This is a genomic window from Cryobacterium sp. M96 (genome assembly GCF_002929845.1).
In the GTDB taxonomy this organism is placed as follows: Bacteria; Actinomycetota; Actinomycetes; order Actinomycetales; family Microbacteriaceae; genus Cryobacterium; species Cryobacterium sandaracinum.
The window spans coordinates 17802-39126 of sequence record NZ_PJJS01000029.1; the positions used below are offsets into that span (position 1 = coordinate 17802).

A 21325-nucleotide genomic window follows, 5' to 3' on the forward strand; every position below is an offset into this window, starting at 1 on the left:
GCTCCCGTTCGCTCCCGCTGCCGTTCCTTCGCCAAGCCCCGAACGAATTCGACGGAGATTCTCATGAAAAAGTGCCTGGGAGGCCCATTTTCGGTCGTTTCAGGCAAAATCTCCGTCGAATTGGTTCGCGCAGGCTGTCCGAGAACCGAGCGGGATTCGAGGGCATCGAGCTCATCGCCGCGTTCGACTGGGACTCCAGCACGGCGGAACGCGACGAGGTGCTCCGCCTGGCCAGACTTCGCTGCCCGGTCTCGGACAACCTGGGCAACGCAACGCCCATCATCGTGCGGCTCGCTGCCCCGGCCGAGCTGGCCGCAACGTTCGCCCCCGTGTAGCGACGGGTGCTGTGGGCTGGGCGGGTAGGCATCCGTTTCAGCCTGCTCGACCGGCTGGCCTCCCTAGATCAGCCGGCCGCTACCGCACCTTCAGCAGGATCGGGGCGGTGGGGCTCGCCTGCTGGAACTCGACCGTCTGATGCCTGGACTTAAGGAAGTCCGAGAACTGATTGAAGCCCAGCGCGCGTTCCTGAAACGTCGGGTCCAACCGTCGCATCGTGCTCTTCAGCGTGGCGGCATGCTGCCACTCCATGTGGTTCGCGGCGAGGTGTTCCATCGCCCGCAGCAGCAGCGCCGTCGCCGCTTTCTTGGCCCTGGGGCTGAGATCGAGATCGACTGGCGGCACAGCGGGGCCGGCGGATGGCGCGGTCTGCCGAGGCGTCGCATCCGTCAGCGCCTGAGCCTTGCTCGTGGCGACGATCTTGGCGACCGGGGGCTTCTTCGGCGCCGTTTTCTGGGTTGCAGGTTGGGCGACGGATGCCGTCACCACCGACGGCACCGGAGTGACGGGCGTCACCCGCATGACCCCGGGCAGCGAATCGTAGTCCGCGAACGTGTCGCAGGCCGCGGCCAGCGCGCTGCTCGTTGAGCCGGACACCCCGATGCCGATCACGACCCGGCCCAGCTGCTTGCAGCGCTGCACGAGCGGGATGTAGTCGGAGTCGCCGGCGACGATCACGATGTGGGTGAGATCGTCCAGGCGGAACAGGTGTTCCATCACGTCGATGGTCAGAGCGATGTCGGCACCGTTCTTCAGCGTCGACACGGCCGGGAACAGTTGGGTGAGGTTGACGGCGCGATCGACCAGTTGCCTCCGGTAGCGCGCATTGACCGGCGCCGACCAATCGGCGTAGGCGCGGCTGACCGCGATCGGCCCGATGGCCGCCGCGTAGTCCAGGATCGCCCCGACGTCGACCAGGGCCTGCTGGATGCGCGTGGCGACCTCGGTCGCGGGCTGAATCGACACGCGGCTGCGCACCTTGTCCCGGCCGAAGGCGCCGTCGCCGTGCAACTGGTTGTACCGCGAGATGACGATGTTGTCGAAGTCGAGATAGACGCCGACTCGCGGATGCGACTGCTCAGACATGCGGATGCTCCTCCAGGGTTGATCTCCAAGACGAGCGTCGTGCAAGTCCCCCGGTTACAGCATCGCGGATGGGGGAGCGGGCCAGTGACTTCCGGTGCCGCACAGGACCCCCAGTACGGGTGGTCGGGCTGCCCCTCGGCCTTCACCGCACACCCCCGACTACTCCTCCACAAAATCACTTTGACCAGCTTATTCACACTCCTGTGCCACGGCCGTCGAATGTCAGTGGCACCCCGTAACGTGACTGCTATGACCACCTCAGTCAGCACCTCGCAGGCCCAGCTCGGCTCGCGTTTCGACGCGATAGCCGCCGTCGACCGCAGCCTCGCGCGGGGCTTCGCGCAGCGGGCCGACCTGATCGATGACGCCCGCAGGTTCAGCGAAGCCACGGCCGCGAGCGCTCCCCGCAACACGAGCTCCCGGTGGGACCCCGACGAGATCGCCCGGCGCGAATTCTCGAGCGAACTGGCCTGCACCTTGCGCATCCCCGCACCCACCGCCGAGGGTCTGATCGCCGAGTCCCGGGCCCTGGCCGAAGACCTCCCCGGCACCCGGGCGGCGCTGCAAGCCGGCGAGATCAGCTACCGGCACGCCCAGGTGATCATCGGGCAGGCCCTCTCGGTGCCCGCCGCGGCGCTGCCCGATTTCGAGGAGGCGCTGCTGCCGGCCGCGCGCGCTCTGACGGCGGCCAAGCTCAAGCACAAGGCCCGCGTGCTCCGCGAGCGCCTGCACCCGGAGTCCATCACCGCCCGGCGGGAGAAGTCGTTCGCGGAACGCACCTCCTGGGTGCAGGCGGAACCCGACGGAATGGCGACGCTGAGCCTGACCACGAGCGCCGACGTCGTGCACGCCATCTTCGCCCGGGCGAACGACGCCGCGCGCAGCCTGCAGGGGCCGGGGGAGCCGCGTTCCCTCACCCAGGTGCGCACCGACGTGATGACCGACCTGCTGATCGACGGAGTGACTCCGTCGGGAATCGGCACGGGAATCCGTGCCACGGTCCAGATCACGGTCCCGGTGATGACCCTCCTCGGCCACAGCGAAGAACCCGGCTACCTCGAGGGCTACGGGCCGATTGACCCCGACACGGCCCGCGACCTGGCCTCGCGAGCACCGAGCTTCACGCGCATCCTGGTTCATCCCGAAACCGGGGTCGTGCTCTCGGTCGGCCGCACACGCTACAAGGTGACGAAAGAGCTCCGGCGTTTTCTCCGCCTGCGCGACGAAACCTGCCGCTTCGCCGGTTGCAACCAGCCCGCGCGCGGCGCCGATCTCGACCATACCCATGAATGGCAAGACCTCGGCCACACCGCCCACGACAACCTTGCCCATCTCTGTCCGGGCTGCCATGCGTTGAAAACGGAGACCGGGTGGACGGTGAAACAAGAGCCAGGCGGCATCCTCACCTGGCACTCACCGACCGGACGCCCATTCGTGACGGAACCGGCCACCCCGATCGCCACTCCGGGTGCACCGGCGGGTGCGTCTCGGGCCGGCGCCGGGCCGCCGAGACCCGCCCGGCCACCGCTGCCCGATGAGGCCCCGTTCTGACCGGCACCGTTTTGATGCAAACGGATGCCCGACCGCCGCTACCAGGTGTCTGGACTACCGCTACCATCAAGCGCTACTCGCCACAGGGCTTGCCCGGGATTGACGAAGGCGCGTCGTGGCAACTCGATGGTTTGCGCGCGACCGTGGGAGAGTGCGTACGTTTCCGGCAGTGACCGTCTGCGTCGTTTTAGCCGTATCGAACCTGGTCGACCAGCCGCTTCAGCGAAACCTGCAACGGCGCGAACCCCTCCGGCTTGCGAGTCACCGTGGCCTCGTCCAGGTAGACGTCCCGGCGAATCTCGAGCATCACCGAACTCACCCGCGCATCGCTGCGGTAGTGCTTGAGCGGCACGTACGAGCCCGCGAACGGCGCATTGGCCTGCGCGTCGAGGTCAGGGAAGCATCCGCCAACCGTGGCCAGAAGGTCGACGGATGCGTGGAACGGCTCCGACCCGACGCAGAGCGGTGCCCGGTAGCCGCCGCCGTGCAGCTCATCCGACAGCAGGGCCTCCGGGTAGGAATGAACGTCGAAGATCACGGCTCGCCCGTGCACGGCCAGTGTCGCGTCCACGCGCTCGGTGAACCGGGCCGAGTAGGTGGTGAAGTAGTCCATCAGGAGCTTCTCGTCGGCGGCGGACACCCGCCGGATCTCCTCGCGCCGTGGGTGTAGAGCACGCCCATGCCGACCGCGTTCATCTCTTCGGTGTCGCCAGGGAACCGCTCGACGTCGACCGCGGACCGCGAGAGCCCGCTGATGACCGCGCTCGCGCCGGTGATAGCCGCCACGAGTTCGTCGGTGAAGTGGTCGGTCATGATGTCTTTCTCCGCCTCCGACTCGGCCGGTGAGATGACGTAGGAGTGCAGGTGCTCCGCCGGGATCGCACGCCCGCCGTGCGGTGCGTGCAGGATTACGGGTGACGTCGCCGAGTTGTCGATCAGGCGGAACAGCGCGGTTTCGGTGTGGGTGGTCATCGGGTGCCTCCAGGCCGTGGCGCTCCCGGTCGGAAGGAGTTCAGGGTCTCAGGGGCCACCGACATTCGGTCACTGATGCTCCGTGGCCCCTGCTCTAGGGTGAAAGGAATGCACCACAGGAGACGTTCCGAGCAGAGACAAACTCCTGTTCTGGGCCTACCTTGGCGCGCAAGCGGGGTCATCTCGGGCTGCGACTGGAGCAACAAACAGAACGAGGGGGCCGCATGACTCGTGCGAAATGGCAACTGGAATCAGCCGATGAGTTCCGGAACGGACCCCAGGCCAAGGTGGTCGACTTCTGGCGTTTCGGGATGGGAGATGCGCGAACGAACAATCTGCGCGGCTACCTGGCCGAGTACGTGGTTGGCCTCGCCGTAGACGCAATTCCCGCGAGTCGAGTCGAGTTGGACGCGTACGACGTGCTGGCGCTCAGCGGCACCCCCATCGAGGTCAAGACCTCAGGCCTTGTTCAGGCCTGGAATAAGTCTGATCCGCGTTCTCAAACAAAACCGCGTTGGAAAGTGCGAAAGGGAAACGCCCACACTGACATTGGTGGGAAGCCGAAGCGACTTCACGCCGATGTGTATGTCTTTGCCTTGGTACGTCGACCTGTTTGGCCGATTGCGACCCGCTCGACCTCGATAAGTGGGAGTTCCGGGTGGCGAGCCGCTGGCAGATCGACGAGTTTGATCGGTCCACATTCACGCCGAGCAATTTGACCGTCGATGGAATTCAACCGGTTCGTTGGGCCGGACTCAAGGATGCCATAGCCGCGGCTGGGCCCCAGTCCGTGACCGACGAGATGTCGCTATTCGTTGCCATCAAGTTGGCCACGGAGCGCCTCGGAGAGCGTAGCCAGGCTGGAATTGGGTCTTAGCACATGGAATCAAAGCATTTCTGGCAACCGCGCGCGCTTCTGAAGGAGTTGGAATCAGCAGGAGATTGGCCGCGTCTTGCGACGGTTTTCCTGACGCTCGAGTAGTCATCGATTCTGCAAGGGCGGCCCGCCCGTTCTGGGGCTGTAGTCAGCGTTCCTCGCCCGCTAGATTCGGCCCAGGGAATCGGGGGATCCATGAGTATTGAGGCGCCATCGATGAGGCAGCCTTCCACGCTCTCCCGATTAAACAGTGACGTAAAGGCGCCGTGGCATTCAGGACGACGGGTTGTTGAGACCGCTCTCGTTTTGTGCCTGATCCTCCTTCTTTCGGCGTGCTCAGGTTCGCGTCCGAATATACGAGAGGAGGCAATGTTTGAGGCCAGGATCACCATAGAGAAGGTCTCCGCCCTAGCCATCGAAAGCGCCATTGGCCACAACCTCGACAGCTACTTGGATGCGGTGTCCACAGGAGACGTCTGGCCCAAGCCGGCGTTCGCCACAATCCGCGAAGACACAGATGAACAGACACCCGGTTGGGCTCGCGGAGCGGCGTTCGGAGCGGTAGTCGATCGATCAATGTCCTACCCGAAGGTGCTGGTTAGCTACGCCGCATCGGGGCAAAGCTCCACCGGAAGTGGATTCAATTCGAGGGTTGCCAACGTGTTGGTCTGCGTCAGCATCGAGGTCGAGTTCGTGGGCGACCGGGTTGATGTCTATATGCCCCCTTCTATCGCTGCCGTGGAATGTCCCGCCGACGTACAAAAATACTTCGGCGGGAACGAATTGGTCACGCTTGACGAGGTGTTCGCCGCATCTCCATGACGTTAGCGGCGGCTCAAAGTCACCGACTTTCGATAGCGCCAACCGCCACGGTGGCTGAAGACGGCTGTGAGGGGTCGCAAATCGACCTTCCTGAGTCGATTGAAGGTCGATTTGTGACCCCTCACGGCTTCGGCAGGGCGAATCAGGAGCCTCCGAATCGGTGTGGAGTCTGTTTCAGACCTGGCGCAGGCATCCATATTCACTGCCGGGACACCCCCATTGGGGACAAAAAAGCAGGCCAAAGCTCTCTTTCGCGGCGCGCCCCCACCTAGGCTTGAACTTTGCAGTAAAGCCAATCAGTTGGGGGACTGAAGCGTGAGTTCGGATAATGTGTTGCTCGCAACGGGGGCGCTGGTCGCGGCGCACTGCGGGATCCTGATGGGCACGGTGTGTCTGCCGTTCGCGGCGTCGTTCCTCCTGGACGGAATCGTGCAGCTTCTGCGAGGCGACGGCCCGAAGCTGTTCCTGGGCAGCCTGGGCCTGGTGGTTCTGCTTGCCGGTGCCGGATACGCCCTGTGGCAGTTCGGAGCCGGCTACCCCGGAGTGGAAATGGAGAGGCCGGCCCTCATGGTCACGGTTTCCCTCTACCTGGTCGCGGTCTCCACTGTGCTGGCGCTGATCGGGTTCGTGCTGCGAACGGTGAGGCTCCTCCGGGACGCCCGGCGGGAGGCGGACAGGCTGCAGTACATGCAGATGTCTCCCCTGTGACGCCGGCTGAGCACCGCGCTGCCTCGGACTGACCGGCTCGTCTCGACCCTCAGTTGCGGAAGGTGAGCGCCAAAGCCCGATCGGCCTCGACACTCGCCCGGTGAAGTTCTTGATTAGCGGCCATTTCGGGGCGACGGCGGATGATGAGCCAGGCGATGCCGAGCCCGATGAACCACACTGGCGTCACGACCAACGCCTGCAGCGTATCCGTCTTCTGGGTGAGCGCCCAGATCAGGAATACGAAGAACGCGAGCAGGACATAACTCATGTACACGCCGCCGGGCATTTTGAACTTGGACGCTGCGTGCAGCGCCGGGCGGCGCTTGCGATACACGATGTAGCTCACCACGATGATGGTCCACACGAAGATGAACAGCACCGACGCCATTGTTGTCACCACGGTGAACACGGCCATGATCGATGAACTCGAATACAGCAGCACAGCCGATATGAGCAGGAACATGCACGAGAACAGCAGGGCGTTGGCCGGCACCTTGTGGCGGGTCAGACGTTGGAACCGCCCCGATGCCGTGCCCTCGACCGACAGCCCGAAAAGCATTCTGGATGTTGAATACAGACCGGAGTTCGCTGAGGATGTCGCGCTCGTGAGCACGACGAAGTTGATCACGGCCGCGGCCCCGCCGAGCCCTGCGAGGGCGAACATCGCCACGAACGGGCTCACATCGGCGCGGACCTCGCGCCACGGCGTGACCGTCATGATCATGATCAAGGCGAGAACGTAGAACAGCATGATGCGAATGGGAATGGAGTTGATTGCCTTGGGAAGGTTCTTCTCCGGGTGCTGCGCTTCGGCGGCCGTGGTGCCCACGAGCTCGACCCCGAGGAACGCGAACACGGAGAGCTGGAAACCGGCGATGAACCCCATCGGGCCGGTCGGGAACATCCCGCCGTCGTTCCACAGGTTGGTGAAACTCGCCGGGGTGCCGTTGGGGGACTGGAACTGAGTGAACACCATCACGAGGCCCACGACGATAAGCGTGACAATTGCCACGATTTTGATCAGCGCGAACCAGAACTCGGTCTCGCCGAACGCCTTGACACTCGTGAGGTTGAAGCCGAGCAGAATCGTTACCGCCACGAGCGCCGGAATCCATAGCGGCAGATCGGGCCACCAGAAGCTCGTATACAGCGCGATCGCGATCAGCTCGGCGATGGCGGTGACGATCCAGCACACCCAGTACGTCCAGCTCGTGAAGAAGGCGGCCCACGGCCCGAGCAGGTCACCGGCGAAGTCGCTGAACGACTTGTATTCGAGGTTGGAGAGCAGCAACTCGCCCATGGCCCGCATGACGAAGAACAACATGAAGCCGATGATCATATAGACGAAGATCACGGACGGCCCCGCGAGGGAGATCGTCTTCCCCGAGCCCATGAACAGGCCCGTTCCGATCGCACCGCCGATGGCGATGAGCTGGATATGACGGTTCGAGAGCGATCGTGCCAGGTGTGGTTGCGCGTTCGGCGCTGGATGCGTGCTGGTTTTCACTTGCGACATCGGAGATACTTCCTTGTAGTCCAGGCAATGGGCACAGTGTCGGGGTCACCGATCTCTGCAGAAATTGTGGGTCGCGGATGCCGGGGCCGACCGATCAGGCCGTACCCGGCATCCGCGACCAGTGCTGCTAGACCAGCGCGAGCTCGACCTCTGAGACGAGGTCGGTCCAATCCGTGAGCGGTAGGTCGAGGGCGACGCTGACCGAGCGGTTCGCGACCCTTCCGGCGGCGATGTTCAGGCCACCGGCAAGGGCGGCGTCCCGCTCGAATGCTGCACGCACGCCACGGTCGGCAATCGACAAAGCGTAGGGCAGAGTCACGTTCGTCAGCGCGAGGGTCGACGTCTGCGGAACGGCGCCGGGCATGTTGGCGACGCAGTAGAAGATCGAACCGTGCACGGGGAAGGTGGGGTTCTCGTGCGTTGTGGCGTGTGTGCCCTCGAAGCAGCCGCCCTGGTCGACCGCGATGTCCACGAGCACGGAGCCCCGCTTCATGCGCGACACGAGCTCGTTGGTGACGAGCTTGGGGGCCTTGGCGCCGGGGATCAGCACGGAGCCGATCACGAGGTCGGCCTCGGTGACGGAACGGTTGATCTCGTAGGCGTTCGAGGCGATGGTCTTCAGACGTCCGGCGTACTGGGCGTCGAGTTCGCGCAGGCGGTCGATGTTGATGTCCAGGATGGTGACGTCAGCGCCCATCCCGATGGCCATGGCGGCGGCGTTGGAGCCAGCGACGCCGGCACCGATCACAGTCACCTTGGCGGCCCGCACCCCGGGCACCCCGCCCATCAGCATGCCCGGGCCACCACCCGGTCGGGTCATCGACGCGGCGCCGACCTGAACGGCGAGGCGTCCGGCAACCTCGCTCATCGGGGCAAGCAGCGGCAGTGAACGGTCAGCCTTCTGCACGGTCTCGTAAGCGATCGCGGTCACGCCGGACTCGAGCAGGGCGCTGGCGAGGGCGGGCTCGGCGGCGAGGTGCAGGTAGGTGAAGAGGATCAAGCCCTCACGAAAGTACGAGTACTCGGCCGCGATCGGCTCTTTCACCTTGAGGATCATGTCGGCGCTGGCCCACACCTCGAAGGCGGTCTTGACGATGGTTGCACCGGCGGCTTCGTAGTCGGTGTCAGCGAAGCCGGAGGCGATTCCCGCGCCGGCCTGTACCAGCACGGTGTGGCCGTGAATCTTGGCTTCGTGCACTCCGGCGGCGGTGATGGCCACGCGGAACTCGTTGTTCTTGACTTCGGTTGGAACGCCAATGATCATGGGGAACTCCTGCTTCTTGTAGACGCCTGCTGATCGACTTTGGTCAGCTTTAAAATGATAAACCCGGATTTAAAGGCCGCCCCGGCTCCGCCATGGGGACAACGGAGGCCGAGGGCAACTCCGTCGTGCGGTGCGCAAGGCAGAAAATTGCCGTTTACACAGGTATTTGTCTTTCCCGAGGCCGGTGGTCAGGGGCGGATTCATCGTGCAGACACCCCGCAGTCGGCTCGACATCTGTAGCGCCCAGGTGCGTCGATCGTCTCCTGACGTCCACGCTGCTCCGTTAGATTGAATCTATGAAAACGGCCGATATTGACCAAGCAGTGGTCAACATCGCCGCGCGAATTGACCGGGCTCTCTCGCTTGAAGACCTCGACGGCGGGCTGCTCGCGTATAGCGCGCATCAACCCACGGCCGACCGAGTGCGCACGAACTTTCTGCTGAGCAAGGTTGTTCCGCCCGATGTCAGCGCCTGGCAGCTCAGCCACGGTATCGCCTCGGCAGTGAAGCCGGTTCCCGTGCCGGCCAACGCCGACCTCGGAATGTTGGGCCGCGTGTGCGTGCCGCTGCTGGCACGTGGATTCCGGGTGGGGTATCTGTGGGTCCTCCAGCTCGACGACGAGCAAACGCCCGAGGTGATTCTGCGTGAGCTGCGGCTCATCCGCCCGGAGATGGACGCCCTCGCAGAGATGCTGCTCAACCGTTCCAGCGCCGATTCTAAAGCGCGGCGCACCGACGAGGCCCAATTCCTCGCCGCGTGCTTGGGGGACCGCAATGCCGGCGTGGCGGTGGACGGTTGGCCTGGTGTGCACGGGCGCGGACCCTGGCGGCTCGCCGCGCTGCTCGAGCGCGGTGACAACGCGCAGCGCGACCCCGCCAAGAGCGGCCTGCTGCACCGTCTCGCCGCACTGTATGCCACGCTTGGCATCAATACCGTGCTGTTCTCGGCCGGCACCGAAACGCATGCCGTTCTGCTGCTCCACGACGAGATTGACGGCTTCGACCTGTCCGAGGTTCGAATGCGCTTTGAGTTCGAGGTGTCCCGCCGCGGTGGGCAGGTGGCTGCACCCGCCCTGATCGGGCTGAGCGAGCCCTTCACCGACCTGCGACGGCTGCCCGGTGCCTACTCCGAGGCGCGGAGCGCCGTGCAAGCGGCCAGGGTTGATACCCAGCTCGGCACGCTCGTATCGTTTCGCGCTACCGGGGTCTACCAATTCCTGGCCGTCGCAAGTCGAGACGTGTTGCCGTCCGAGTCAGCGCTCTTCTCCGAACTCCGGGCACTCGACCGAAACGGGGAACTGCTGCCCGTGCTAGAGATGCTTTACGACAAGGACGGGTCTGTGGCAGAGGTGGCCGAGTATCTGCACCTGCACCGGACCAGTATTTACAACCGGCTGGGACGCATCCGTTCTCTTCTGGGTGTCGACCCACTCGGCGGGCATGCACGCCTCGAACTGCACCTGGCCCTCAAAGCCGACCGCTGGGCCGGCCGCCCCCGTCTGTAACAGCCGGTTCCGGTCTCAGACGTTGCGGTAGACGCGGGGAACCCGCGGGCTGATGCGGGTGACCACCTCATAGTTGATGGTGCCGGCCGCAGCCGCCCACTCGTCAACGGATGCTTCGCCGTCGTCGCCCGGGCCGAACAGTACCGCTTCGGCACCGATCACCGACCCGCCAGAGGCCACGAGTGCGGCCTCGCCGAGGTCGATGACCATCTGGTCCATGGCGATGCGGCCGACCACGGGATAGGTGACGCCGTTCACTCGCACCGGTCCTCCCGTGGCGATGCGCGGAATGCCGTCGGCGTAGCCCAATGGAATCAGGGCGAGCGTCGTCGGGGCGGCCGTGCGGTAGTTCAGCCCGTAGGAGACGCCCTGGTCGACGGGCACATCTTTGCACACCGATACCAGCGTGCGCAGGGTCATCGCCGGGCGCAATCCGAGGTCGGTCGAGGTCTGGTCCGCGAACGGTGACAGACCGTAAATGGCGAGCCCCGCTCGCACCAGATCGAAGTGCGTGTCCGGGCGGGAGAGCACGCCGGCACTGTTGGCAAGGTGCCGTACTACCGGGCGGAGCCCCGCTTGCTGCGCCCGTGCGACGGCCATCGTGAAGGCCGCGATCTGTTCGTCGGTTTCGACGCGGGAGGGCTCGTCGGCCACTGCGAGGTGCGAGAAGATGCCCACGACGGTCACGGATCCGGTGAGTTCGGCCTGCCGGGCGCTGTTTACGAGATCGGCCCAATCCTCGGGGGTGCAGCCGTTGCGGCCCAGACCGGAGTCAATCTTCAGATGAATGCGTGCTGTTTTTCGCTGCTGCTGCGCGGCCGCAACGATGCGCGGCAACTCCCAGCCGGAGCATCCGAGATCAATGTCCGCGGCGATTGCGGCGTGAAAGTCGCTGTCGGTGGTGTGCAGCCAGGCCAGTACCGGCGCGTGGATGGACACAGCACGAAGTGCGAGGGCTTCCGAAACATGTGCCACGCCGAGCCACTGTGCGCCAGCCTCGAGGGCTGCGCGGGCGACGGGTAGGACCCCGTGACCGTAGGCATCCGCTTTGACGACTGCCATCAGTCGGGCCGGGGCGGCGAGTTGAACGAGCTGGCGAACGTTGTGTCTGATCGCCGCGAGGTCGATTACGGCCGCGCGCTCCGGCAGCCGTTCGGTAGAAGTAGAAAGAGCTGCAGATTTCACACGTTGCAGCTTAGCTCTCGGGCGCGCACGCTGTCGTCGAGCGGCTCAGTGCACCAACGCCAGCAGGACGGCAACGGTGATGAAGAGCACGCCGAAGGTGCGGTTGAGAATCCTCGGACCGCGGACCGTGTTCGTGAAGCGCTGGAACGATCTCGCCGTCACCGCGAAGAACAACCACATCACCACCACGTCGATCAGGACCACGGTGACCGTCAGCACCAGGTACTGGGGGAGCAGCGGCTGCTCCGGCCGAATGAACTGCGGCATGAACGCGAGAAAGAAGACGAGCGCCTTGGGGTTCAGCAAATTGACCCACAGGCCGCGGCGAAACATCGACCAGGCCGGCTCCCTGGTCGGCGCGACGGTCAGCTCCCCCTTCGGGTCGGGTTTCTGCAGAATCAGACGGATGCCCAGAAACACCAGGTAGGCGGCGCCGGCATAGCGGATGACGTTGAAGAGCACGGGTGAGCCGGAGACGAGGACCCCGACGCCGAGTGCCACCACGATGATGTGCACGATCAGCGCCGCCTGCTGGCCGAGGATTCCCCAGATCGAGCGACGAAACCCGCTGGTCAGCGAGTTGTTCATGGTGTTGATCGCGCCGGCGCCCGGGGTGAAGCTGATCAGCACGCCGGCGCCTGCAAGGGCCAGCCAGAGGGAAAGTTGCACACGTTAGCGTAGCGTGGGCGCCATCGTTGCGATGGCACGACATACTCCGGCCTATGTCCTCGCACGTCGCCCAGCGAGGATGCCGCCTTCGGTGGTATTCCCTACTCGCGGCCGAACAGGTTGCCAAGTGCCGAGAGACCGGGGATCTCGAAGTTCGACCCCAGATCGGATACCTGCTCGCCGAGACCGGTCGCGTACTCGCCCGCCCCGTCGGCGGCACCCTGGGTGACTTCCTCGACACCACCGGTGACGCCCTCGAGTCCGCCGGCGAGGCCCTCGAAATCGATGCCCAATCCCGCCGCCTGTTCCAGGAGGGGGCCGGCCACATTGCTGAGCACTGCGCCACCGGCGACGGCGGCGAGTAGCCCGCCAGCACCGAGCCCCAGGGCGGCGACACCCGCTCCGGCAAGCGCGCCGCCGGCTCCTCGGCCGGACGGCCTGGCAAACATTTTCTTCAGCAGACCGGGCTTCTGAGCTTCGCCGCGGGTGGCCGAACGGGCCAGGTCCTCGGGGCTGGTCGATGCCGGGTATTCGTTGGCGGGCAGCTCGGTACGCAGCTGGGCGTCGACCTCGTCGCGTTGCGCCGGTGTGAGCCGAGCGAACGCATCCCGGTGCACCTGCTCAAGCTGCTGGGGCTCTGCGGTCTGCAGCAGGTAGTCGTAGCGGGCGATGGCCGCGCGGTCTTCCGCGCTCACCGCTGACGGCGCGTTCGACCCAGAACGGGGAGCGGCACTCCGCTGCACGTTGTTCGCCGGGGGTCTGCTGTCTCCGGTGACCTTGTCGGCTGCGGTGCGCACCGTATCGCGCCAATCCGTCTTGCCTGACCCGCCTGTAGACGGCTGCCCCTTTTGCTCAAGTGCCTTCGATGCCATGCGCAGAATGCGCCGGAGGTTGCTCATTGGGGGCCTTTCGGTTTGGACGGGCTCCTCTATTGTGCCCAGCGCGCCTGAGCAAAGCCTCCCAGCCATGCCGCTATCCGGTACTGAGCGCCGCGGTGCAGAGCGGGCAGCCAGAGTGACAGGTGAACGCGGCAGCGCATTGCAGGTGCGCGTCGACGCCGTAATACAGCGGATGCATCGGTTGCGTCAGCAGAACTGGCCGTGGCGTCGCGCTCGACGTACCCTGTCAGCCGACAACCGCACCAACCCGGGTACGTTCACCGTGCGTCTCGGTGGAAACAAGAGCTATCCAGACCTGTTCCAGCCGTTCGGCGGTTTTCCCGATGGATCGGAGGTTGTGAACGGCTTCATCACGATGCCGGACCTGCCCGGGATCGGCTTCGAGGGAAAAGCCGACCTGTACGCGGTCATGCGTCAGCTGGGAGAGCCCGCGCTCGCATTGTAGGGAGCCGGTCGGGCGGAAGTTTGCTCGGCGATCCGCGCGGGGACCCGACGACGACCGGCTGGCTCATTCCGAGATCGCTGATGGTCAGGCACGCGCGGTGGGTGGCACCGGGCGCGCGTCAGCGTCAGCGATGCCGTGCTGTCGAAGATCGACGCAGCTGCGACGCGAGTGCGCTTATTCTTACCCACGCCTGCACGACAGACCGTAGCCCTATCGACTTACGTGTCATACACTGTAAGCCATGAAGGCCGTCGTAACGTTGAGCAGCAAGGGGCAGCTAACGCTTCCCGCGGCCGTGCGTAAGGCCCTGCGACTCGAACAGGGTGATCGATTTGAAATCTCGATCGACGAAAAGACCGGCACGATGAATATTGCACCGGTTGCGGGCATCGAAGCGCTCAGCGCGCTAATTTCTAGCTACGCGACCATCATCGAGCCCGTGACAGACGTCGACGCCTATTACCAAAAACATCGGAACGGCGAGCGCGCAAATTGAGCGCATCCTTGGATGCAAATGTCGTTCTCCGATTGCTACTCAACGATGTGCCCGAGCAACATGACGCCGCTGTGGTCCTGCTTCAGACGGGCGGCACGTTTTTCGTATCGGACATCGCCCTCGTCGAGACAGTCTTCGTGTTGGGCCGCGCCTACGGGCTGAATCGAGAGCAGCAGCGAGAAGCTATTCATGGCCTCGTGAATCTGCCGCAGATCCTCGCCAACGCTTCACTGTTTGATCGCGCGCTGACCCTGTATGTCGCCCATTCCAAATTGTCCTTCGAGGACTGCTATCTCGTCACGTCGGCAGAGATGACGTCCAATCAACCGCTGTATACATTTGACCGCAAACTGGCCAGCCAAACGGATGCTCGCCTGCTGGCGACGGGCTAGGAACCACGCGCCGGGCTAGCGTCCCGCTTACGATCGTGGAGCCTTCGATAACCGCAGCAACTCGGGTACCTTCGTCCCATGACCCGACGCCTGAAAGACGCTGGTTATCGCGGAGAGCAGTGGCAGCAGCGCAAGGCGCCGCACATCAAGCCGGTCAATGACTACGTCGACGAGATCAGCACGCCAGACCTCTGGGTTCCCTACGTTGCACCGATCCACGGCGGCATCGACGCTCGTGTGCTCTCCCTGCTTCGCGATCCGGGACCGGCGACGCAGAGAGAGACTGGCAGCGGATTCATCAGCATCGAGAACGACGACCCCACCGCCGAACGGCAGTGCAATCGCTTCGAGTCCGTCGGCCTGAGTGCGTATGACATCTTGCCGTGGAACGCCTACCCCTGGTACGTCAACCGTTCCCCCAAAGCCGCCGAGTTGGAGGCTGGCGTCGACACCATCCTCGAAATGCTCCGCCTGGCCCCCGCCGTCCAGGTCGTGCTGCTCCAAGGTGGGGACGCCCTTCGATCGTGGCGCCGGGTGCTGCGGCGCACGCCAAATTTAGCCAAAGACCTCACGGTCATCCCGACCTACCATCCGGGCCGACAATCGCTTTGGCATAAAGACCCCGCCGAGCGCGTCCGACGCATCGATCATCAAACGGATGCCTACCAGCAAGTCGCCGAGGCGCTCGCCTGACATTCGCGGCCGAGGTTCTGGCGCACCGACTTGTTCGGCCACCGCGGGATCGTACGCCGTCAGCGGCTGTCGACGGCGTCTGACAAGATCTCACGATGACCAACTCTGATCTGAAGAGTATGAGTGTCGGGGCACTCATCGACACCTATTCTGGAATCCTCGACGAACTGCGCAACCGCGGACTCATTCGCACGAGGAACGCCCCGGTCGGTGACCTTGCCGAATATGCGGCCTCGATCGCTTACGAGGGAAGGCTGGAGAAGAACTCTGCGAAGTCGTACGATCTGCTCGCGGGTGACGGTCGCCGGGTGCAGGTTAAGGTGCGAAACGTAGTCCCGAGTACCAGCCCATCGCAGACGTTCTCCGCGATCAGGTCCGACGGTTATGACGTGTGCTTATTCGTCCTTGTCACAGACAACCGGGTCACCCTGGCCAAGGAATGGTTGACTGAAGACGTCAAAATCCATGGAAGGTTCCAAGCACACACGAATTCCGTCACCGTCCGGGTTGGGAAGGTCTTGGTGATCGGCACAGATGTCACGCCGATGTTGCAATCGGCTTGGACAGACATGCGAGGGATAGTCGCGACCGCTGATGTCAAGGGAGTGCTCTGACTGACGGTTTGCTCAGGCCGGGCGTCTCAGAGCTCTGCGTGTCGAAACAGCTTCGCGGGCTTGCCGACAAGGCCCAGCTGATAGTCATCCGTTTCGACCAGCTGGCCCAGCATTTGTCGACGGAAGGTGTCCTTGCCGAGCGGTTCACCTGCAATCGCCGAGTGCAGCCGCAACAGCTCGAGCAGCGTGAACTCCGGGTCGAGCAGATGCTCTGGGTCAGCCGAGGCCCGGTACGAAGCGCGCAGTGTGCTGACTGCCAGCTCGAGAATCAGGTCGTGGTCGAAGGCCAGGTCGCGAACCTCTGACACCTCCCGGTGCGATCGTCTGTCCGAGGCGCGGCCTGGGGCGTGAGGGCCCCCAAATCGACCTTCAGCGGGCAATTCAAGGTCGATTTGCGACCCCTCAGGATGCTGAAGCGGTGACTCACACCACCGCGTGCCGAAACACCTTCGCCGGCTTGCCGACCACGCCCTGCTGTTGGCATCCGTCTCCACCAGCTACCCCATCATGTGGCGGCGGAACGTGTCCTTGCCGAGCGGCTCGCCCGCGATCGCCGAGTGCAGCCGCAGCAGCTCGAGCAGCGTCAACTCCGGCCCGAGCAGCCGCTCAGGGTCGGCGGCCGCGCGATACGAGGCCCGCAGCGTGTCCACCGCCATCCCGATGATCTGCCTGTGGTCGTAGACCAGGTCGTGCACCTCGGCCACGGGCGTCAGGTCGACGTTGGCGACGGATGCCTCCGGCACCACCACAAGATGCGCCACCGACATCACCCAGCCCCGGTTATCCCGGTCGGGGTCATCGAAGACGTGCAACTGGCGCGGTCTGAGTCCTTCGATGTGCGCCTTGTCGCGCAGGGACCGAGCACGGCCTGCTGGTCTAAGACTGCAGCTGCTGCATCAGCTTTTCCCGCATGCGTGCGCTTCTCGACGTAGAGAACTCGACGAAATCCTCGAATTCAAGTGAGAGGCCTTGGAAATCATTCTCCCTCTCGTAGGTGGCGCGCAACTCATCGCTAGGGAAGGCGTTGCCGGCCCAAACCTGCGGAAGGGAATCGCGCTTCTCAATGTTCGCTACGCCGCCGAGAAGCTGCAGATTAGGGAGGAGGTCGAAGCGGCTTTTGTACTCTTCGATTTGGTCTGATAAGAGATCGAGTGCGCGCAGGCGCTTGTCGGTGAACCGCGATTTCGGAAAAATGTGATCCTGATGAAACTCCTTCGAGAAATCCAGTCCCGGGTACATCAGTGAGAGGACTCCAAATGCACGTGGTGAGCCGTACTTAGTCGCGAGGAGATCGTCAATGTCCGTGTCTTCGAAGGTGAGGCTCTTGCCCATGGCAGCCATTTCCCTCTCGATGCCGTCCGCGGGGAAGCCGGTGGTTTCAGAAGAGTCGATCGCTTGCCGAATCCGCATCAGGAGCGTGTCGAGTCCGGAACCCCAAATGCCCTGTTTCAGCATGGATCGTGCAAGCCAACGGCGAACGATCAGGCGGTCTGGTGCCGAAGCGGATGATTCGAGGTAGGTCTTGCCGAGCGAATTGCGGGCCAGATAGTAGGCGAGAGCAATGATCACGCTGTCTGCGGAAATTGTACGCCCGGTGTATCCAAACTGCCTCAGCAGGGTAGCCGCGTTGACAAGCGCCTGCTCGGTCTTGTCCCACCCGTCCTCGACGACGGCCATATTCTTCTGGGTGAAATTCGATACACGAAACTGCACATTCAACCCGGCCACCATCAGCGCTGTTTTGAGAACCGCGTCCTTTGAAAATGCGAAGTCTCGGGTACCGCCCTGGTTAATGTCTTGAACGAGATCACGCACTTCTTCCCTGGCATCTCGCGTTCGCCACTGGTTCGTCGCCATGGAGAGCAGCAGATCAGAGTAAGACAATGTTGTGCCGCCACTGTTGACGCGCACAAAGATATCCAGAACCTTGTCCGCGCTCTGGCTCGACTCAAGGTACCAATTGATTGGCTTGATGACTCGGAGGCTGTCGTAAAGACGGTACAGGCGGTTGAAAGGGCCAGAGCCACTGAGCGACCGACGTTCGAGCTCCTCCATGATCGCCGGGCCGCTGTCGGCAAGCGCCAGCACGTCGTGCACCAAATACCATTTGGCCACGCCGTCCAAGTCTGCCTTGGTTTCCTGGTCCGTGAGGAAACGGAGATCAAACTCGAATCCAAGCTCTTCGTGGTCCGGGCTGTCGGCCAGGTTCAGATACACGCGCTTCTTGGGGAATGAATCTGGGTTTGTCCACCAGGCACCCTTGCGTTTCTCGGAGTGTGACCCGTACATGGCGATATTGAGCGCCGTCAATCGCTGCTGGCCGTCAAGCACTGCGATGATCCCATTTGAAGTCGGGACGGCCGCCTTGGTCGCAAACGGAGCCTTCTGCTCATGGAAGTTCGTGATGAAATCGTAAAATACGTATTCGTTCGCCGACTCTTGTTTGACTTCCCAGAGAAGGAACGAGCCAATCGGATAACCCCGCATCAGGCTGTCCATAAGTGCCAATACTTGGTGCTGTTTCCAAACGAACTCTCGCTGGATCGCCGGCAAAAGGTATTGTTTCTGGTGGATTCGCCGCAGGACGTCTTCGACAGTCACCGGGGTTTGAAATGACACTGACGATCTCCTTTTTGGCGATGTTTGGTGGGCCTCATGAATCGAGCACGGCACCACGGCTGGAAGGGCCGCAGGTAGATCTAGTCCTAATCGGTCCGGATAGGCAGTTGCGCGGCGATTCGGCCCACGGCGCCCTTGACGTCATGCTGAGAAAACAGGTCGTTTACCTCGTTCTCGAACCGAGAGTCATTGATCGCGTTTGGCCAGTCAATGTACTTCTGCGCGAAACGAAGCAGGTTACAGCGCCGGATCGTCTCGGTCCCTTTCTTCGTTTTTGGCACGTAAACATAGTTGACTCTTAGAATGTGGTCCTTGAAATTGTCAAAGTGTGGATGAACTAGCTTGAAGGCGGCTGAAATCACCGGGTAACGTACCAGGCGCGCATTAACAAGCATCTGAAACGTTCCCTTTTCCCGATTGCAATCTGGACACGAGACCGCAAGGTTGTCCGGACGGAACATGAATTGCGGATGACTCAGGCGGGGCACGATGTGCTCAATGTCCCACATACGGTGGTTGTTCGTCGGCAGATGGTGGTCGCAATAACAGCATCGATTCGATTGTTCCAGGATGTAGTGGGTTTTGATGTGCGACTTGACTTCGTTTGTCGAGGGATCAGCCCAGAAGCTCGCCTGCTGGTGCGCACGTGGGAGACCATCGAATGCGTTGACTACGGTCGCGAGAGTCGCTGAAAATTCGACAGGTGTTTCAATCATTCGTCAAGGTAATTTCGCTAGCGGCCGAGACGAGATTCTCGATTAGTTCCTTAACGGGGCTTCCCTCGTCCAGGCTAGGAGCGACATCAGCAAGAGAGCTAACGATGGTCTGATAGCGCTCGCCGGTAACGTCTCCGTCTGCCGCAAGACGAAGCGCCTCCACCATTTGCTGTTTCAAATACAAGTTGTTCTTGCCCGGCACCTTGAACGCCGCCAGAAGCAGGAAATCCGAAGACTGGCCCGCATAGGGCTCGGAATCTTCCGCCGTGCGTCTTTGGCTTTCCAAGGAAACCACATTTGATCGCGTTGGCGAGATGTCGGAAAGGATCAGGGGTGAGTGCGTCGCTATGACGAAATGACAGCCGCGATATTTTGCGAAAGTCTTGGTGAGAAGTTCAATGTACTGAGCTTGCCACTCTGGATGAAGGCTCACCTCGGGCTCGTCAATAACCACCAAGCTGTCGTCTTCCATTACTGAGGCGAGTCCGAGAAATGTCGTCACCAGTGCGAGTTCACCCGAGCTCGCTGCCTGTAGGTCGAATCGATGACCCGTGCTCCGTTGAGTGAGCTCAACATGCTCGATCGAAACCATTTCCGCGCGTCTCAGCAGTTGCAGGTCTCGAAAGAATTCCGCATTGGCGATACCTGGCTCACGAAAATCGACGACGAGACTAAGGTCGCGATTGCTGCCTGTCCGCGCGCGCGTCTCCTGAGCGGTTTTGAAAACGCGCTCCAGCAGTTCCGGTTCGTCCTGGACCATTCGGTGGAGCGCAGTCGGTCGCAGCCCCTCTCGCGCGTCTACTGAGGCCTTCAGCTCTGCGAGCGAATGCGTTTGGCGCATTGCACGAAAAGACCACCGGTAGCGAACCTCGAGACGAGGGAGGTATCCCAGGAACTCAAAGACGTCTGCAACACGACTGCGACGGTCGGGTGTTGATCCTGACGCTTCGATGAGGCTATCGAGAGCGCGGAAGACAGCGCCTGCCGCTGATGCTCTGCCACGAGGGTCTCGAAGGCCTAGGTAGCGATAGACACGATTCGCCTGGGATGCATTAGGCCCGGTCAATTTGAACTTGTCGAAGGGAGTTGTCGCCACCGCGATCACTCTGCGGGGAAGACGTCCGTCGGCAAGCTCGCCGTCATTGCCATTTATTGTTGCGGATCCGGTCTTCCTGCTGTCGTCAGCGTGCCACGAGAAGCGATCGCCACCAATCTGGTACTCGAGACTAGTCGGGCGTGTTGCGAAGGCGCCTCGCCTGCTTCTCCCGGTGTCCAACTCGTCAAACAACTCGACGATGCCGGCCAGAAGGCGGCTTTTGCCAATGCCGTTCCGGCCGATGACCACGGACACCCAAGGCTGATCGCCTCGCCACAAATCCTGATCGGAGGCGAATTCCACGTGCATCGGGGTGCCGTCTCGCGGGTCTTCGATAGTTGCGCTCAGAAGTCGAAAACCGTTCATCTCGTATTCATTCCCCCTCTTGAGACTGATTCTATGGTGCCCGCTTCATCACATTCGGCCCTAGCTGATTGTTTTGTTGTCCCCTGGCCGTGAAAGCGCCAGCGCTGATTGTGACCGATTGGCCTGGCGAGCCGATCTTCAGTTCTGTGTTGAGGCCCAAGTTGCGGGCGGGAATTAGAGGAATGTTCTGTGGCGCATGACCTCGCGGGTTCATGGCGCAATCTTCTCGGCGGCCAAGGCGTACGGACCAGTAGTGGGTCTTCGCAGCTGAGTACAGGACGAGGGGAGAGTGTCCAATCTGGCGGATTTGAGGACGATATGCCGCTGGCCGTCTTGCGATGGCCGCTAGCAGGGTGGCGACGGTTGCATTCTTGCATACGTGAACGCCGTTGGGGAATCAACATATTTCCCCAGAAGATGTTTCACATCCTGACCACGCCCGCAGCGAACCTGCGGTCCGGCCACGGGCTGGACTCGATTGGATATGTATTTACAGGC

Annotated in this window: 21 protein-coding genes and 1 pseudogene; 10 read left to right on the forward strand and 12 right to left on the reverse strand. The window is 62.7% G+C overall.

Annotation, left to right across the window (positions count from 1 at the left end; all coding sequences use genetic code 11):
• Positions 1-335: hypothetical protein (locus CXY79_RS01950; protein ID WP_233191145.1), on the forward strand; the 335-nt coding region annotated here is incomplete at its 5' end.
• A 79-nt stretch (positions 336-414) separates the two neighbouring features.
• Here the strand turns inward: CXY79_RS01950 and CXY79_RS01955 are convergent.
• The gene (locus tag CXY79_RS01955; protein ID WP_104099482.1) at positions 415-1422 is read right to left on the reverse strand and encodes an NYN domain-containing protein; all 1008 of its coding nucleotides are present in this window, start codon (positions 1420-1422) and stop codon (positions 415-417) included.
• 249 nt (positions 1423-1671) lie between these two features.
• Here CXY79_RS01955 and CXY79_RS01960 point away from each other — a divergent pair, with 249 nt between their 5' ends.
• Positions 1672-2973, forward strand: a complete 1302-nt coding sequence (locus CXY79_RS01960) for an HNH endonuclease signature motif containing protein (protein ID WP_158250199.1) — start codon at positions 1672-1674, stop codon at positions 2971-2973.
• Positions 2974-3160: 187 nt separating this feature from the next.
• Here CXY79_RS01960 and CXY79_RS16320 read toward each other — a convergent pair.
• Positions 3161-3945, reverse strand: a pseudogene (locus tag CXY79_RS16320) (N-formylglutamate amidohydrolase).
• A 1246-nt stretch (positions 3946-5191) separates the two neighbouring features.
• Between CXY79_RS16320 and CXY79_RS01975 the strand changes: the two are divergent.
• Entirely contained in the window at positions 5192-5644 is a 453-nt protein-coding gene (locus CXY79_RS01975; protein WP_104099486.1) for a hypothetical protein, read from the forward strand.
• 315 nt (positions 5645-5959) lie between these two features.
• Positions 5960-6352, forward strand: coding sequence for a hypothetical protein (locus CXY79_RS01980; protein WP_134401099.1), 393 nt, complete (start codon positions 5960-5962; stop codon positions 6350-6352).
• 49 nt (positions 6353-6401) lie between these two features.
• On the opposite strand, the gene cycA is transcribed toward CXY79_RS01980, so the two are convergent.
• Both cycA and ald read right to left on the reverse strand, forming a co-directional pair.
• Complete coding sequence (gene cycA, locus CXY79_RS01985) at positions 6402-7868, reverse strand: D-serine/D-alanine/glycine transporter (protein WP_104099488.1); 1467 nt, start codon at positions 7866-7868, stop codon at positions 6402-6404.
• 127 nt (positions 7869-7995) lie between these two features.
• On the reverse strand, positions 7996-9132 hold the full coding sequence (ald, locus tag CXY79_RS01990) for an alanine dehydrogenase (protein ID WP_104099489.1): 1137 nt from the start codon (positions 9130-9132) through the stop codon (positions 7996-7998).
• Between the two features lie 296 nt (positions 9133-9428).
• On the opposite strand from ald, the gene CXY79_RS01995 reads away from it, so the two are divergent.
• Entirely contained in the window at positions 9429-10637 is a 1209-nt protein-coding gene (locus CXY79_RS01995; RefSeq protein ID WP_104099490.1) for a CdaR family transcriptional regulator, read from the forward strand.
• A 15-nt stretch (positions 10638-10652) separates the two neighbouring features.
• Here the strand turns inward: CXY79_RS01995 and alr are convergent, their stop codons facing one another.
• From alr to CXY79_RS02010, 3 genes are all read right to left on the reverse strand, one after another.
• Positions 10653-11822 carry an alanine racemase gene (gene alr / locus CXY79_RS02000; RefSeq protein WP_233191146.1) on the reverse strand — a complete coding sequence of 390 codons (1170 nt, stop codon included), beginning with the start codon at positions 11820-11822 and terminating at the stop codon, positions 10653-10655.
• Between the two features lie 45 nt (positions 11823-11867).
• On the reverse strand, positions 11868-12491 hold the full coding sequence (locus tag CXY79_RS02005) for a LysE family translocator (RefSeq protein ID WP_104099492.1): 624 nt from the start codon (positions 12489-12491) through the stop codon (positions 11868-11870).
• A gap of 101 nt (positions 12492-12592) precedes the next feature.
• Positions 12593-13390, reverse strand: a complete 798-nt coding sequence (locus CXY79_RS02010; RefSeq protein WP_104099493.1) for a hypothetical protein — start codon at positions 13388-13390, stop codon at positions 12593-12595.
• Positions 13391-13457: 67 nt separating this feature from the next.
• On the opposite strand from CXY79_RS02010, the gene CXY79_RS16120 reads away from it, so the two are divergent.
• The 5 genes from CXY79_RS16120 to CXY79_RS02035 all read left to right on the forward strand — a co-directional run bounded on the left by CXY79_RS16120 (position 13458) and on the right by CXY79_RS02035 (position 16030).
• Positions 13458-13835, forward strand: a complete 378-nt coding sequence (locus CXY79_RS16120; protein WP_199186710.1) for a hypothetical protein — start codon at positions 13458-13460, stop codon at positions 13833-13835.
• Between the two features lie 241 nt (positions 13836-14076).
• Positions 14077-14331: an AbrB/MazE/SpoVT family DNA-binding domain-containing protein gene (locus tag CXY79_RS02020; protein ID WP_104099494.1), complete on the forward strand. Its 255-nt coding sequence runs from the start codon at positions 14077-14079 to the stop codon at positions 14329-14331.
• Between the two features lie 8 nt (positions 14332-14339).
• Complete coding sequence (locus CXY79_RS02025; RefSeq protein WP_158250202.1) at positions 14340-14723, forward strand: PIN domain-containing protein; 384 nt, start codon at positions 14340-14342, stop codon at positions 14721-14723.
• 78 nt (positions 14724-14801) lie between these two features.
• On the forward strand, positions 14802-15416 hold the full coding sequence (locus CXY79_RS02030; protein WP_104099496.1) for a uracil-DNA glycosylase: 615 nt from the start codon (positions 14802-14804) through the stop codon (positions 15414-15416).
• A gap of 95 nt (positions 15417-15511) precedes the next feature.
• Entirely contained in the window at positions 15512-16030 is a 519-nt protein-coding gene (locus tag CXY79_RS02035) for a hypothetical protein (protein WP_104099497.1), read from the forward strand.
• Between the two features lie 26 nt (positions 16031-16056).
• Here CXY79_RS02035 and CXY79_RS02040 read toward each other — a convergent pair whose 3' ends face one another.
• The 5 genes from CXY79_RS02040 to CXY79_RS02060 all read right to left on the reverse strand — a co-directional run bounded on the left by CXY79_RS02040 (position 16057) and on the right by CXY79_RS02060 (position 20827).
• On the reverse strand, positions 16057-16338 hold the full coding sequence (locus CXY79_RS02040) for a hypothetical protein (RefSeq protein WP_104099498.1): 282 nt from the start codon (positions 16336-16338) through the stop codon (positions 16057-16059).
• Between the two features lie 189 nt (positions 16339-16527).
• Positions 16528-16842 carry a hypothetical protein gene (locus CXY79_RS02045; RefSeq protein WP_104099499.1) on the reverse strand — a complete coding sequence of 105 codons (315 nt, stop codon included), beginning with the start codon at positions 16840-16842 and terminating at the stop codon, positions 16528-16530.
• A 64-nt stretch (positions 16843-16906) separates the two neighbouring features.
• A complete protein-coding gene (locus tag CXY79_RS02050) occupies positions 16907-18649 on the reverse strand; it encodes a DUF262 domain-containing protein (RefSeq protein ID WP_104099500.1) in 1743 nt (580 codons plus the stop codon).
• 86 nt (positions 18650-18735) lie between these two features.
• Complete coding sequence (locus CXY79_RS02055) at positions 18736-19365, reverse strand: HNH endonuclease (protein ID WP_146068072.1); 630 nt, start codon at positions 19363-19365, stop codon at positions 18736-18738.
• Complete coding sequence (locus tag CXY79_RS02060) at positions 19358-20827, reverse strand: ATP-binding protein (RefSeq protein ID WP_104099502.1); 1470 nt, start codon at positions 20825-20827, stop codon at positions 19358-19360. Before CXY79_RS02060 ends, CXY79_RS02055 begins: the two co-directional genes overlap by 8 nt.
• Positions 20828-21325: the final 498 nt, after the last annotated feature.

Excerpts from the sequence above, each read along its gene's own strand:
- CXY79_RS02010 (WP_104099493.1), bottom strand. The coding sequence starts at position 13,390 with ATGAGCAACCTCCGGCGCATTCTGCGCATGGCATCGAAGGCACTTGAG.
- CXY79_RS02060 (WP_104099502.1), bottom strand. The coding sequence starts at position 20,827 with ATGAACGGTTTTCGACTTCTGAGCGCAACTATCGAAGACCCGCGAGAC.
- CXY79_RS02020 (WP_104099494.1), top strand. The coding sequence starts at position 14,077 with ATGAAGGCCGTCGTAACGTTGAGCAGCAAGGGGCAGCTAACGCTTCCC.
- CXY79_RS02055 (WP_146068072.1), bottom strand. The coding sequence starts at position 19,365 with ATGATTGAAACACCTGTCGAATTTTCAGCGACTCTCGCGACCGTAGTC.
- CXY79_RS01975 (WP_104099486.1), top strand. The coding sequence starts at position 5,192 with ATGTTTGAGGCCAGGATCACCATAGAGAAGGTCTCCGCCCTAGCCATC.
- CXY79_RS02035 (WP_104099497.1), top strand. The coding sequence starts at position 15,512 with ATGACCAACTCTGATCTGAAGAGTATGAGTGTCGGGGCACTCATCGAC.
- CXY79_RS16120 (WP_199186710.1), top strand. The coding sequence starts at position 13,458 with ATGCCGCTATCCGGTACTGAGCGCCGCGGTGCAGAGCGGGCAGCCAGA.
- ald (WP_104099489.1), bottom strand. The coding sequence starts at position 9,132 with ATGATCATTGGCGTTCCAACCGAAGTCAAGAACAACGAGTTCCGCGTG.
- CXY79_RS01960 (WP_158250199.1), top strand. The coding sequence starts at position 1,672 with ATGACCACCTCAGTCAGCACCTCGCAGGCCCAGCTCGGCTCGCGTTTC.
- cycA (WP_104099488.1), bottom strand. The coding sequence starts at position 7,868 with ATGTCGCAAGTGAAAACCAGCACGCATCCAGCGCCGAACGCGCAACCA.
- CXY79_RS01995 (WP_104099490.1), top strand. The coding sequence starts at position 9,429 with ATGAAAACGGCCGATATTGACCAAGCAGTGGTCAACATCGCCGCGCGA.
- CXY79_RS01955 (WP_104099482.1), bottom strand. The coding sequence starts at position 1,422 with ATGTCTGAGCAGTCGCATCCGCGAGTCGGCGTCTATCTCGACTTCGAC.
- CXY79_RS02030 (WP_104099496.1), top strand. The coding sequence starts at position 14,802 with ATGACCCGACGCCTGAAAGACGCTGGTTATCGCGGAGAGCAGTGGCAG.